An 11,596-nucleotide genomic window follows, 5' to 3' on the forward strand; every position below is an offset into this window, starting at 1 on the left:
GCAATCTGCGCTGGGTAGGGTGTGCCGTGTCGCACGCCACAACTTCTATGAGCAAGCTTTGCGCTAGCGCACCCGTTGCGCATTGCGCGCAATCAAATAGGATACAACTGACCGGAACCTAGACAAGAGGCGCCTTTTGCGCCCGCTCGGAGAACTATGGGATCTAAGGCACGCCCGCTCAGCGATCCGTCTTCGGACGCGTCCCATCGGGATGGAGCTCGCGGAGCCGCAGCGCTTCGGCAGGAGAGGACAGAGCGGCTGCTGAAGCGGATCGCCGAGGCGATGCAGGTGCCCACGTCTGCGTTCTACAAGCCATCGAACGCCGTCGATGCGGGAACGCCGACCTCTACTGGCTCCACCGCTGCAATCGCGAGCGAGGCTGAATGCGCGGAGTTGCTGGCCGCCTTCATTCTCGTTAGCGATCCTGAGGATCGGCGCAGGCTCTTGGAGCTTGTGCAGAAGATGGCTGAGCGAGGCTGAGGTCAACTCGGCGCCCCCCCGCCCCGTGAGCAGATCGGGGCAGAGCCGAGCGGAGCAGAACGGATCAGCCTCGCGCCGCTCGCCAGCCCGCCGCCTTCGCCTCGTCCTCGCTGCAGAACATGCGCTCACCGGACTTGGTGGTGATGACGGTTCGGTCGTAGTCCCGCGTCCCGGGCAGGTGGTAGATCTTGTCGCCATTGCGCGAGATGTTGCCCTTGATCGCGCACACGGCCTGCGTGGGCGCCGGAGCGGCCGCCGGGGGCTTCTCCATCTCCGGCCGGGTCTCGATCCCACTCGCGCGCTTGGCGCGCCTCCAGTCCGACGGAGGGTCGAAGGTGCCGGCCCAGAGCCCGCGCTTCAGCGCCCTCGCGGTGGTCTCGGCCCCGACGTAGTCGCGGGAGTAGCGCTGGTAAGCCGTGGCGTAGCCGTGACTCACCATCCAGGCGTTCAGGTCCTCCTCGCCCTTCCGGCACACGGCAACGGTGCGGCCGTATCGGTCGGTGTCGCGGGGCTCGCACGAGATGTTCGCCTCGCCGATCCGGTCCGCCAGCGCGAGCGCCGCCACCTGCCCGCAGCGATAGGACTTGCCGGCTGCGTCCTGGCAGAGCTGCGCGCTCTCCGGCGCGTCGATGCCGTGCAGGCGGATGCGGGTCCCGCGGATCACCACCGTGTCGCCGTCCGTGACCGAGGCGCGGCCGACGATCGGTTCTGCAGCCAGGGACGGACCGGTGAGCAGCAGGAGGGCGACGAGGGCTGTGCGCATCCCGCCAGGATAGAGGCGCTGCTGGCGCCGGCAACCAAAGGCTTCACCGATGCCGAGGTGAGCTCATATCGATCTCGGGCGTGTGGACGATCGTCACGCCGTCCTCGAAGCCGGCGCCGGTCGGAACGAACGTCACGTCGAAGGTGCAGCTCGCCTTGGCGAGCGCCGCGAGCCCGTTGCACGGGCCGATCAGTCTCTCGGCAATCGCTTCCGTCGTCCCGCCGCCGAGACCGGAGGCATCCAGCCGCAGCTGCTGGCCGCCCACCGTGGCCTCGCAGATGAACCCGCCCGGTCCGGGGTCGACGCACCGGATCCCACGGACGATGACCGTTTCGCCGCGGTGCCCTTTTGGCTCAGCGAGCATCTGGCTGACGGTCAGAGTGACCTTGCCTACCGCCTGAGCCTCGCCAGCCGCGACGACGAGAGCGAGGGCGGCGAAGGCTGTGCGCATACGAAGCTTCAAATGGCCGTGATGAAGGTCGCTACGCGGGTTGGGTCTGTGTATTGAAGCTGCCAGATAGATTGCACGTTCTGCGCCGGCCCCTTCGGTGTCAAAAGCGAGCCGCGGAAATATATTCTACTGCTGTCAACCACCTCGATGTACCCTTGATAGTTGCCGAGGCTGGTGTGCATAAACAGAGCGTGCTCCAAGACGCCTGGGTGCTGCGGATCAAAACCAAGATCTAGAAAGAATTTCGCGCGATCTGGTTTCTGTCCGGCCTTATTGAGCAGAAATCCAGTGATTTTTCTCGGATTGATGTAGAATCCGAGTGGCCACGGAACATAGGTCACTTCAGTCCGCTCGCCGCACCAGTCCGATGTCTTGATGCCTGACCGTGACTATGCCGTCGTAGTCGTTAAACTCGACATCGTAGGCATAGCCGTCAGCGTACACTGCCACCACCGTGCCCCGTGTTCCGGCCTTGAACTTGCGACCTTCTAGCACGCGATCATCGATGAGGGCGACGACATCAAGGTCATCGATATCGAATCGCCGAGGACGCTCGTAGCTCTGGAACTGGACCGGCTCTTGGTAGGACATGGTCGTCCCGCGTGTTGCAGGGCTACAACCTGTAGCAGTCACGAGCCTTCCGCAAGTGCGGCAGTGCAACGCCCTGTTCGTGGCCTCGCTCGGCGACGCGCAGACGTATAAGCCTGGCGCGGCGCGGGCTGTGTGCAGAAGTATGAGCTTATGGAGTGGCCGCGCTCGGCATCCCGGCTACGGGTGCGAATGGAACACAGGTCAGATCAGGCGCACGGCTCGTCTGATAGGTCAACTTATAACCCTGCGATTAGTAAGTCCTCTCAGCTGCTTGTTCTTCCTTCTGTAATTTTCAAGTCTATGTATAATATCCTTCGATATATATCGATGGAATGTGGTTGTACTATTTTCTTTTCTAACAAGAATTGGCGACTCATTTGCGTACCTTGGCTCTTGATTTTGGTATAGTGCAAGAGCTGCATGCAGAACATCGCGCCTTGCTGTCAGGTGCAAGTCAATGCCATCCCTGAGATGTTGATGAACCTCACTTACACCGTCGATCCCATCCCTGATTAAATCCTTAGCGTCTCTTCCTTGAATTTCCGATGTTTTGTCGCGCAATGATCGATCGATTCTTGGATCGCCAATTATACTATCGATATTAATCCTTGCTCGAAGATCGTAATAACTCAACACTTTGTCGTTTGTTCTCGTTGATGACGCGCCAACGCTGAAATCTTCGACAGCGTAGCCTGCATGCTGTGAGTAGTTTCGAATTTGCTCAAGCAAAAAATAACCTGTATTTATCGCCTTAACGGTCTCGCTTTTTTCGGAAATTGAAGCTACAAGGTTCGATTTTCTTCCGAACATAGCAATCAATTGCTTGCGAGTATGATCAATATACATCTTTGCTGCAGACAGGAGGTTCAGGAGTCGCCTATTAATTAAACTTGTCTGCCCGAAAAAAACCTCATCCGTGATTTCGAAAAGCATATGCCGAGCGGCGATTTCGATTAACTCACGCTCGAACTCGTAATAGTTCTCTACAAGAGTGTCATATTTCTCTTCAAGTAAAATCACATTCACATAGAAAGCATGCGCTTCTGCCACTTCGGTAAAAGTTTCTCTACTTATGGCAATCGACTTAGATGAGCCCAGGACACTTCCTGTAAGATAGAACTGTTGTCCACTCGCTTCATCAGCTCGCATCAGATGCTACCTCCCTCAGCCGCACCCCAGGCCCCTCACCGTTCTCGTCGATGAATATGACGCTGGCGGTTGCTGGTATAGCCGTTGCACGTCCTGTCCGACCGCCCCCACCCCACAGGAAGGCTTTGTCATGCCGACCAGGAGCCAAGATCCGGCCGAGTACAGCACGCTCGCCGAGCGGTGTGCGATCGCGATCGCCGACGCACACTGGTTCCGCAACATGGCGACCCGGGCGTTGCGGGACGGGAAGCCTAGGGGGCGGATCCGCGCCGAAAGGGCACGAACCGCGGCTCGCATCATCCCGATGAGGGCGAAGCAAGACACTGCCATGCATCAAATGATCGTCGAGGCCGCGGCAGCTGGGCGGCAGCCTACCTGACGCCCCGCCTTCAGCGTTTCTTCAACGAGGCAAAGAAGATTGGTGGGCCCGGCAGGACTTGAACCTGCAACCAGACCGTTATGAGCGGTCGGCTCTAACCGTTGAGCTACAGGCCCCGCGTCCGCATAGCCCTCGCGGCCCTGCAAATTCAACCTGTCGACAGGGCCGCGTAGGACTGTCGGGCCTATTCCGCGGCCTCAGCCCTCTCGCTGTCTTCCTGATCGTCCTCAGTCCGATCGTCCTCAACGGCGCCTTCGTCCGCTGCGTTCGCCGCCGGAGCGCCGGTCCGGTACTTATCGCCCTGCCGCTCCAATTCGCCGCTGTTAGCCATCACGCTGAGGTACGTGTTCAAGGTGTTGGCCGCCACATCTGTCAGGCGCTCGCTGATCTCGGCGTGCGTCAGACCCTCAGAGCCAGCTTCCTCAAGAAGCGCTTTCAACCGCCCCTTGGCAGAGTTGGCGCGCGGTCCCCGGGGACCACGGCTACCACAAGGCCGGTCCTCACTCGCCGGCGCGCGACGGCGAGTTGACAGATCGTCGGCAGGCTCGTCCAGCGGTGCGCCTTCCACGATAGATGCAAGTGACCGCTCAGCCAGGCGGAGCTTCGTCAGCTCGCCGCTCAAGCGCTCGTACTCAGCCTCAAGGCTCTCGCGCTGGTGCCTCACGTTGGCCAAGGCCTTCGCGAGCGTGTCGTCATTTGCCATCGGTGACTCGACTTCTTCCTTCTTGGCGCTCGGGATCAGAGGCGCGGTTGCAAACCGTATCATTGCGCGCCCCTGGTTCTCGCGATGCTGAACGTGACGCCTGCCCGAAGTTTCTCAACGTCGCACGGCATGCCGCCACGCTTCGTGGATGCGATCTCCCGGCCAATTGATTCCGCCGCGGCTCCGGGACGAACCGCAAACGACAACGGCATCGTGGTCGTGTGAAACCGCAAGGTCGCGCCACTGCATAGGCGGCCACGCTAGTGGCCTGAATTAGAAGAGGTTTGACAGTTTAGTCGGGTGGGCGGATCGTTAGGTGCTTCCTGATGGAGGTGCGCCATGTCGCGTGGTCCAAAGGCAGTCTCTCTCGATCTCAGCGAGCAGGAGCAGGGTGAGATAAAGCGCCTGCTGCGCCGACACGGGACCGGGCAGGCGCTGGTTCAGCGTCTGCGCATCATCCTCGCCTGTGCCGAACCGGGCGCGACCAACTTGGGCGTGGCTACGGCGCTGGGGGTCAGCCGTCAGACCGTGGCGCTGTGGCGGGGCCGCTTCGCCGCGCATCGGCTGGAGGGGCTGGTCGATGCGCCACGCTCCGGCGCGCCCCGCAGCATCGATGACGAGGCCGTCGAGCGCTTGGTCGCCCTTACTCTGGAAGAGGCACCGGCCAACGCCACGCACTGGAGCACCCGCACGATGGCGCACCGTACGGGCATGAGCCAGAGTGCGGTGTCACGCATCTGGCGTGCCTTCGGTCTGCGGCCGCACCAGGCCGACACCTTCAAGCTCTCCGCGGATCCCGCGTTCGTCGAGAAGGTGCGCGACGTCGTCGGCCTCTACCTCGCTCCACCCGATCGCGCGCTGGTGCTGTGCGTCGACGAGAAGCCGCAGATCCAGGCGGTGCAGGGCACGGCTGCAGCCTTTCCCCTCCGGCCGGGCCGGGCCGAGCGCGTGACGCACGACTATCGCCGGCATGGCACGCTCGACCTGTTTGCCGCCCTCGACGTGAAAGCCGGAACGGTGATCGGGAGCTGCAAGCCGCGTCATCGCAGCGTCGAGTTCCGCGCGTTTCTGCAGCAGGTCGAGAGCAGCGTCGCACGCGATCTGGAGGTGCATCTCGTGCTCGACAACCTGAAGACGCACAAGACGACCCTGGTGCATGACTGGCTGCTGCAGCATCCCCGTTTTCACCTCCACTTCACCCCGACGAGCGCGTCGTGGCTCAACCTCGTGGAGTGCTGGTTCTCCGTTCTGAGCCGGCGTCGGCTGGAGCGCGGTGCGTTCACCAGCACAGAGGACCTGGAGGCCGCGATCCGAGACTACATCACTGAGACCAACGCTCATCCCAAGCCATTCGTCTGGACCAAGTCAGCCGACGCGATCTTGGCCAGTGTCGCTCGCTTCTGCACAAAGACTTCTAACTCAAACCACTAGCAGCGTCTCACACGTAGACGCGCTCAGGCAGCACCCACACACGCTGTTGAGATCGGCTGTGTGAGACGCCAGTGTGAGCCGCGTCAGCAATTTCAGCTAAGTGCTTGATTTTGCTGGCGCGCCCTACGGGAATCGAACCCGTGTTTTCGCCGTGAAAGGGCGACGTCCTGGACCGCTAGACGAAGGGCGCTCTGGCTGGGCCGGGGTTCTATAGTCGGACCGGAGACGCCCGGCAACCGTCCAGGCGCGGCACAGGTGCCACAGGTCCCGAGTTTGACCGCGCGCCGGGTTGGGGCGATGGAGAGCCATGCCCCAGCCCACCCCTCGCATGACCCTCGTCCTCGGCGGGGCGCGGTCCGGCAAGAGCGCCTACGCGGAAGGGCTGATCGAAGCCTGTCCCGGCCCGTGGCTCTACCTCGCCACCGCCCAGGCCTTCGACGACGAGATGGTCGACCGCATCGCCCAGCACCGCGCGCGGCGCGGCGGCGCCTGGCGCACCCGCGACGTGCCGCTCGCCCTGCCGGAGGCGGTCGCCGAGGCCGAGGGACCGGTCCTGGTGGACTGCCTCACGCTCTGGCTCACCAACCTGATCCTGGCGGAGGCCGACGTGGCGCAGGCGACGGCGCGGCTCCTCGCCGCCTGCGCCGACGCCCCGGGCCCGCTCGTGCTGGTCGGCAACGAAGTCGGGCTCGGGATCGTCCCCGACAACGCCCTCGCCCGGCGCTTCCGCGACGCCGCCGGCCGCCTCCACCAGCAGCTCGCCGCGCGGGCCGACCGGGTCGTGCTCACCGTGGCCGGCCTGCCGCTGCTCGTGAAGCCGCAGCCCCCTCAGACACAAGTCCACCCGACAGGAGCCTCCGCATGAGCGACGACGCCGCGCGCCACCGGGAGAAGATGGAGAAGCGCAAGGCCGTCCAGGACGCCGAGGTGGCCGCCAAGACCCTCGAGAAGGGCCTCCTCCTGGTCCATACCGGCCCCGGCAAGGGCAAGAGCACGGCGGCTCTGGGGCTGATGCTGCGGGCGCTCGGCCGCGGCTGGCGGGTCGGCATGGTGCAGTTCATCAAGGGCGGCTGGGACACGGGCGAGCGCCACGCCGTGGCGGCCTTCGGCGACCGGGTCGCGTGGCACACCCTCGGGGAGGGGTTCACCTGGGAGACCCAGGACAAGGCCCGGGACATCGCCGCCTGCCGCCACGCCTGGGACGTCGCCGCGGGGCTGATGGCCGATCCCACGATCCGCCTGCTCGTCCTCGACGAGCTGAACATCGCGCTGCGCTACGACTATCTCGACCTCGACGCGGTGCTGGCCGCCCTGCGCGCGCGCCGGCCGGACCTGCACGTCGTGGTCACCGGCCGCAACGCCAAGCCGGCCCTGATTGAGGCCGCCGACCTCGTCACCGAGATGGGCAGCGTCAAGCACCACTTCGCCGCCGGCGTGAAGGCGCAGGAAGGGATCGAGTTCTGAGCCCGCCGCGCGCGAAGGCCCTGATGATCCAGGGCACCGGCTCCGATGTCGGCAAGTCGCTGATCGTGGCGGGGCTGGCGCGCGCCTTCACCGAGCGGGGCCTGAGGGTCCGGCCGTTCAAGCCGCAGAACATGTCGAACAACGCCGCCGTCACCGCCGACGGCGGCGAGATCGGCCGGGCGCAGGCGCTCCAGGCCCGCGCCGCCCGGGTGGCGCCCTCCGTGCACATGAACCCGGTCCTGCTGAAGCCGCAGAGCGAGGTCGGCTCCCAGGTGGTGGTGCAGGGCCGGATGGTCGCCACCGTGAAGGCGCGCGACTACCAGGCCTGGAAACCCCGGCTCCTGTCCGCCGTCCTGGACAGCTTCGCGCGCCTCGCGGAAGACGCCGACCTCGTCCTCGTCGAGGGCGCGGGCTCCGCCTCCGAGGTCAACCTGCGCGCGGGCGACATCGCCAATATGGGCTTCGCCCGGGCCACCGACACGCCGGTGGTGCTGGTCGGCGACATCGACCGGGGCGGGGTGATCGCGAGCCTCGTCGGCACGAAGGCGGTGATCGACCCGGAGGACGCCGCGCTGATCGCCGGCTTCCTCGTCAACCGGTTCCGGGGCGATCCGAGCCTGTTCGCCGACGGCATGCGGCTGATCGCCGAGAAGACCGGCTGGGCGGCGCTCGGCCTCGTGCCGCACTTCCCCGACGCCGCGCGCCTGCCGGCCGAGGACGTGCTGGGCCTCGCCGGCTCGGAAGCGCGCGGACCGGGCTCCGTCACGGTGGCGGTGCCGGTGCTGCCGCGCATCGCCAATTTCGACGATCTCGACCCGCTGCGGGCGGAGCCGGGCGTGTCCGTGGTCCTGGTCCGGCCCGGCACGCCGATCCCCGCCGAGGCCGCCCTCGTGCTGCTGCCGGGCTCGAAGACCACGATCGACGACCTGGAGGCCTTCCGCCAGGAGGGCTGGGACGTCGACCTGCGCGCCCATGTCCGCCGGGGCGGCCGGGTGCTCGGCCTGTGCGGCGGCTACCAGATGCTGGGCAAGAGCCTCGCCGACCCGCACGGGATCGAGGGGGCGCCGCGCACGGTGCCGGGCCTCGGGCTCCTCGACGTCGACACCGTGATGACGCCGGAGAAGCGCCTCGCCGCCGTCACCGGCGCGAGCCTGCCCGACGGCGTGCCGTTCTCCGGCTACGAGATGCATATCGGCGCGACCGCGGGCCCCGACACGGCCCGGCCGCTGCTGCGCCTCGCCGACGGCCGCTGGGACGGGGCGGTCTCGGCGGACGGGCGCGTGGCCGGGACCTACGTCCACGGCCTGTTCGCCGACGACGCCCAGCGGGCGGCCTGGCTCGCGCGCCTCGGCACCCTCTCGGAGGGCGCCGGCTACGAGGCCGGGGTCGAGGCGGCCCTCGACGGCCTCGCGCGACACATCGCGGCCCATGTCGACTGCGACCGCCTCCTGGCGCTTGCCCGGTAGCCGGGGCCTGAGCCAGGGATTACTCCGTGTAATGCCGGCCCCGCCACGAAGGGCCGCACGCGCTCGGAGGAACGCCCCATGCCGCCCACGCCGTCCCCCGCCGGGGAGGATCTCGCCGCGAGCACCGTCCGGACCATGACCCTGCGGCTGATGCCGCTCCTCGGCCTGCTCTACCTGATCGCCTATATCGACCGGCAGAACGTCTCCTACGCCAAGCTGGAGATGGTCGGCAGCCTCGGCCTCTCCGAGACCGCCTACGGCCTCGGGGCCTCGCTGTTCTTCCTCGGCTACTTCCTGTTCGAGGTGCCGGCCAACGTCTTCCTGGAGCGGGTCGGCGCGCGGATCTGGTTCGCCCGGATCATGATCACCTGGGGGATCGTCACCGTCCTGCTGGGCTTCACCCAGGGCACGGCGATGTTCTACGTGCTGCGCTTCCTGCTCGGCGCCGCGGAGGCCGGCTTCTTCCCCGGCGTGCTGTTCGCCCTCACGCTCTGGTTCCCCCAGACCCACCGGGCGCGGATGATCGGCTGGTTCATGATCGCGAGCGCCGTCGCCAACGCGGTCGGCGCGGCGGTCGGCGGGGCGCTGCTCGGCCTCGACGGGCTGCTCGGCCTCCAGGGCTGGCAATGGGTGTTCCTGGCCACCGGCGCGCCGGCGATCCTCATGGCCGCGGTGGTGCTGTTCGTCCTGCCGGACGGCCCCGAGACCGCGCCCTGGCTGTCGCAGGCCCAGCGCGACTGGCTCGCCCGCACGCTCCGGGCCGAGCGCGAGGACGGCGGCCACGTCGACCACGGCAACCCGTTCGCGGCGCTCCTCGACCGGCGGGTGCTGATGCTCGCCGGGGTCTACGTCTCGCTGCCGCTCGCCGCCTACGGCCTGGGCTACTGGCTGCCGACCGTGGTCAAGGGCTTCGGCGTCTCGAACCTGACCAACGGCTTCCTCAACATCATCCCGTGGATGGCGACGGCCTTCGCCCTGTGGTGGGTGCCGCGCCACGCCGCCCGCACGGGCGCGCAGGGCAACGCGCTGACCTGGCACGTGGTCGGACCGGCCCTGGTCGGGGCGGCGGGCCTCGCGCTCAGCGTCGTCCTGCCGGGCAACGCCGTGAAGTTCGCCTGCCTGTGCGTGGCCGCGGCCGGGACCTTCGCGGCCCAGCCGGTCTTCTGGTCGATGCCCGGGACGTTCCTGCGCGGCGCCTCGGCGGCCGCCGGGATCGCGGCGATCAACTCGGTGGGCAATCTCGGCGGCTTCGTGGCCCAGAACGCCGTGCCCTTCATCCGCGACCAGACCAAGAGCGACCTCGTGCCGATGCTGTTCCTGGCCGCCTGCCTGGCCCTGGGCGCCGGCCTCATGTTCGTGGTCCTCTCGGCCCTGCGGCGGGACGCGGCGCGGCGGTCGGTCCCGGCCGGCGCGCGACCGGCCTGAACACGGGCCGGGTTCGTGCGTTATCCTTCCTCAGGCCGGATTGTCCGGCAGGATGATGCCGACCCGCGCGTCCGCGGGCCATCGTCGAGGAGGGCACCGCGATGAGCCAGGGATTCCCGCTACTGATCCTCGCCTTCGGCACGCTCGGCGGCATCTGGTTCCTGGCCGCCGCGGCCCGGAAGCAGGTCGCCGACGCCAAGGGCAGCCCGGAGCGCTCGAACCTGATCCACCACCACGGCGGCGCGCCGCGGCCGAACATGCCGGGCACCGAGCACTGAGGATCGCGCGGCCGATCCCTCAGCCGGCGGCGATCCGCCGGCAATGCGCGAGGGCGGCGCCGATCAGGTTGTCGCTGGCCTCGGGCGTGCGGAACGCCGAGTGCGCCGATAGGGTGACGTTCGGCAGGCTCGCCAGCGGGTGATCCGCCGGCAGAGGCTCGACCGTGAACACGTCGAGCCCGGCCCGCGCCACGTGGCCGGTGCGCAGGGCCTCGACCAGGGCGGCCTCGTCGAGCACCGCCCCGCGGGCGGTGTTGATCAGCATCGCGCCGGGCTTCATCGCGGCGATCCGCGCGGCCGACAGGAAGCCGCGCGTCGCGTCGGTGAGGAGCAGGTGGAGCGAGACCACGTCGCTCTCGGCGAGCAGGCGGTCGAGGGGGACGAAGTCGACGCCGGGATGGGCCTTCGGGGTCCGGTTCCAGGCGAGCACCCGCATGCCCACGCCCCGGCAGAGGCGCGCCATCTCGGCGGCGATCCCGCCGAACCCGACGAGGCCGACGGTCTTGCCGGTGAGCTGGATCCCCTCCGTGCGCAGCCAGGATCCGACGCGCATCGCCCGGTCCATCTCGGGCAGGCCGCGGGCGGCGGCCCACATCAGCGCGAAGGCGCACTCGGCGACCGCCGTGTCGCCGTAGCCCTTGATGGTGTGGACGGTGACGCCGAGGGCGTCCCGGAGCGCCTCCGGGTCCATGTAGCTGCGGGCGCCGGTGCCGAGGAACACGACGTGCTTCAGGCCCGCGCAGGCCCGGGCCACGTCGAGGGGGAGGGCGGTGTGGTCGATCACCGCGGTCTCGGCGCCGTCGAGGATCGCGGGCAGATCCTGCGGCGCGATGCCGGGATCCGCGTGGATCGCGAAGGGCGGGTCGTCGGGGCGCAGCAGCCGCCGGGCCACCGCCGCCAGGGTCTCGCTGGCGTCCACGAACACAGCGCGCATCGGCATCTCCCTCATCCGGCCCCGTCCGGCCCCGTCCGGCCACGATGCGTCCGGTGCGCGGGCCGTGCCAAGGCCCGATCGG

Annotated in this window: 14 protein-coding genes and 2 tRNA genes; 7 read left to right on the forward strand and 9 right to left on the reverse strand. The window is 67.2% G+C overall.

The window, feature by feature from the left end:
* The first annotated feature begins 282 nt into the window (after nt 1-282).
* Entirely contained in the window at nt 283-480 is a 198-nt protein-coding gene (locus tag BKE41_RS08635; protein WP_070999142.1) for a hypothetical protein, read from the forward strand.
* Between the two features lie 64 nt (nt 481-544).
* Here BKE41_RS08635 and BKE41_RS08640 read toward each other — a convergent pair whose 3' ends face one another.
* The 7 genes from BKE41_RS08640 to BKE41_RS08665 form a co-directional block, all read right to left on the reverse strand.
* Nucleotides 545-1,243 (reverse strand): thermonuclease family protein, encoded by a 699-nt coding sequence (locus BKE41_RS08640; protein ID WP_070999144.1) that lies wholly within the window; start codon nt 1,241-1,243, stop codon nt 545-547.
* A 43-nt stretch (nt 1,244-1,286) separates the two neighbouring features.
* Nucleotides 1,287-1,694, reverse strand: coding sequence for a hypothetical protein (locus tag BKE41_RS08645; RefSeq protein WP_070999145.1), 408 nt, complete (start codon nt 1,692-1,694; stop codon nt 1,287-1,289).
* Nucleotides 1,695-1,702: 8 nt separating this feature from the next.
* The gene (locus tag BKE41_RS31140) at nt 1,703-2,035 is read right to left on the reverse strand and encodes a hypothetical protein (protein ID WP_127991225.1); all 333 of its coding nucleotides are present in this window, start codon (nt 2,033-2,035) and stop codon (nt 1,703-1,705) included.
* Between the two features lies 1 nt (nt 2,036).
* Nucleotides 2,037-2,285 (reverse strand): DUF4926 domain-containing protein, encoded by a 249-nt coding sequence (locus BKE41_RS08650; protein WP_070999147.1) that lies wholly within the window; start codon nt 2,283-2,285, stop codon nt 2,037-2,039.
* Between the two features lie 231 nt (nt 2,286-2,516).
* Nucleotides 2,517-3,434 carry a hypothetical protein gene (locus tag BKE41_RS31145; RefSeq protein WP_159392741.1) on the reverse strand — a complete coding sequence of 306 codons (918 nt, stop codon included), beginning with the start codon at nt 3,432-3,434 and terminating at the stop codon, nt 2,517-2,519.
* A 419-nt stretch (nt 3,435-3,853) separates the two neighbouring features.
* Nucleotides 3,854-3,929, reverse strand: a tRNA-Ile gene (locus tag BKE41_RS08660).
* A 68-nt stretch (nt 3,930-3,997) separates the two neighbouring features.
* Entirely contained in the window at nt 3,998-4,516 is a 519-nt protein-coding gene (locus BKE41_RS08665) for a hypothetical protein (RefSeq protein ID WP_070999151.1), read from the reverse strand.
* 339 nt (nt 4,517-4,855) lie between these two features.
* On the opposite strand from BKE41_RS08665, the gene BKE41_RS08670 reads away from it, so the two are divergent.
* A complete protein-coding gene (locus BKE41_RS08670) occupies nt 4,856-5,947 on the forward strand; it encodes an IS630 family transposase (protein ID WP_070999153.1) in 1,092 nt (363 codons plus the stop codon).
* A gap of 114 nt (nt 5,948-6,061) precedes the next feature.
* Here the strand turns inward: BKE41_RS08670 and BKE41_RS08675 are convergent.
* A tRNA-Glu gene (locus BKE41_RS08675) sits at nt 6,062-6,137 on the reverse strand.
* A 117-nt stretch (nt 6,138-6,254) separates the two neighbouring features.
* On the opposite strand from BKE41_RS08675, the gene cobU reads away from it, so the two are divergent.
* The 5 genes from cobU (at nt 6,255) to BKE41_RS31590 (ending at nt 10,580) form a co-directional block, all read left to right on the forward strand.
* Nucleotides 6,255-6,812, forward strand: a complete 558-nt coding sequence (gene cobU, locus BKE41_RS08680; RefSeq protein ID WP_029359428.1) for a bifunctional adenosylcobinamide kinase/adenosylcobinamide-phosphate guanylyltransferase — start codon at nt 6,255-6,257, stop codon at nt 6,810-6,812.
* Nucleotides 6,809-7,411: a cob(I)yrinic acid a,c-diamide adenosyltransferase gene (gene cobO / locus BKE41_RS08685; protein ID WP_029359427.1), complete on the forward strand. Its 603-nt coding sequence runs from the start codon at nt 6,809-6,811 to the stop codon at nt 7,409-7,411. The genes cobU and cobO overlap by 4 nt, the downstream gene beginning before the upstream one ends.
* 23 nt (nt 7,412-7,434) lie before the next feature.
* Nucleotides 7,435-8,877 (forward strand): cobyric acid synthase, encoded by a 1,443-nt coding sequence (locus BKE41_RS08690; protein WP_070999155.1) that lies wholly within the window; start codon nt 7,435-7,437, stop codon nt 8,875-8,877.
* A 78-nt stretch (nt 8,878-8,955) separates the two neighbouring features.
* Entirely contained in the window at nt 8,956-10,302 is a 1,347-nt protein-coding gene (locus BKE41_RS08695) for an MFS transporter (RefSeq protein WP_070999157.1), read from the forward strand.
* A gap of 101 nt (nt 10,303-10,403) precedes the next feature.
* Nucleotides 10,404-10,580: a hypothetical protein gene (locus tag BKE41_RS31590; RefSeq protein WP_012318457.1), complete on the forward strand. Its 177-nt coding sequence runs from the start codon at nt 10,404-10,406 to the stop codon at nt 10,578-10,580.
* A gap of 19 nt (nt 10,581-10,599) precedes the next feature.
* On the opposite strand, the gene BKE41_RS08700 is transcribed toward BKE41_RS31590, so the two are convergent.
* Nucleotides 10,600-11,514 (reverse strand): NAD(P)-dependent oxidoreductase, encoded by a 915-nt coding sequence (locus BKE41_RS08700; protein ID WP_071000658.1) that lies wholly within the window; start codon nt 11,512-11,514, stop codon nt 10,600-10,602.
* Nucleotides 11,515-11,596: the final 82 nt, after the last annotated feature.

Source organism: Methylobacterium sp. C1 (assembly GCF_001854385.1).
GTDB lineage: Bacteria > Pseudomonadota > Alphaproteobacteria > Rhizobiales > Beijerinckiaceae > Methylobacterium > Methylobacterium radiotolerans.

Excerpts from the sequence above, each read along its gene's own strand:
- BKE41_RS08670 (WP_070999153.1), top strand. The coding sequence starts at position 4,856 with ATGTCGCGTGGTCCAAAGGCAGTCTCTCTCGATCTCAGCGAGCAGGAG.
- cobO (WP_029359427.1), top strand. The coding sequence starts at position 6,809 with ATGAGCGACGACGCCGCGCGCCACCGGGAGAAGATGGAGAAGCGCAAG.
- BKE41_RS08650 (WP_070999147.1), bottom strand. The coding sequence starts at position 2,285 with ATGTCCTACCAAGAGCCGGTCCAGTTCCAGAGCTACGAGCGTCCTCGG.
- BKE41_RS08700 (WP_071000658.1), bottom strand. The coding sequence starts at position 11,514 with ATGCGCGCTGTGTTCGTGGACGCCAGCGAGACCCTGGCGGCGGTGGCC.
- BKE41_RS08695 (WP_070999157.1), top strand. The coding sequence starts at position 8,956 with ATGCCGCCCACGCCGTCCCCCGCCGGGGAGGATCTCGCCGCGAGCACC.
- BKE41_RS08690 (WP_070999155.1), top strand. The coding sequence starts at position 7,435 with ATGATCCAGGGCACCGGCTCCGATGTCGGCAAGTCGCTGATCGTGGCG.
- BKE41_RS31590 (WP_012318457.1), top strand. The coding sequence starts at position 10,404 with ATGAGCCAGGGATTCCCGCTACTGATCCTCGCCTTCGGCACGCTCGGC.
- cobU (WP_029359428.1), top strand. The coding sequence starts at position 6,255 with ATGCCCCAGCCCACCCCTCGCATGACCCTCGTCCTCGGCGGGGCGCGG.
- BKE41_RS08645 (WP_070999145.1), bottom strand. The coding sequence starts at position 1,694 with ATGCGCACAGCCTTCGCCGCCCTCGCTCTCGTCGTCGCGGCTGGCGAG.
- BKE41_RS31145 (WP_159392741.1), bottom strand. The coding sequence starts at position 3,434 with ATGCGAGCTGATGAAGCGAGTGGACAACAGTTCTATCTTACAGGAAGT.
- BKE41_RS08640 (WP_070999144.1), bottom strand. The coding sequence starts at position 1,243 with ATGCGCACAGCCCTCGTCGCCCTCCTGCTGCTCACCGGTCCGTCCCTG.
- BKE41_RS08665 (WP_070999151.1), bottom strand. The coding sequence starts at position 4,516 with ATGGCAAATGACGACACGCTCGCGAAGGCCTTGGCCAACGTGAGGCAC.
- BKE41_RS08635 (WP_070999142.1), top strand. The coding sequence starts at position 283 with ATGCAGGTGCCCACGTCTGCGTTCTACAAGCCATCGAACGCCGTCGAT.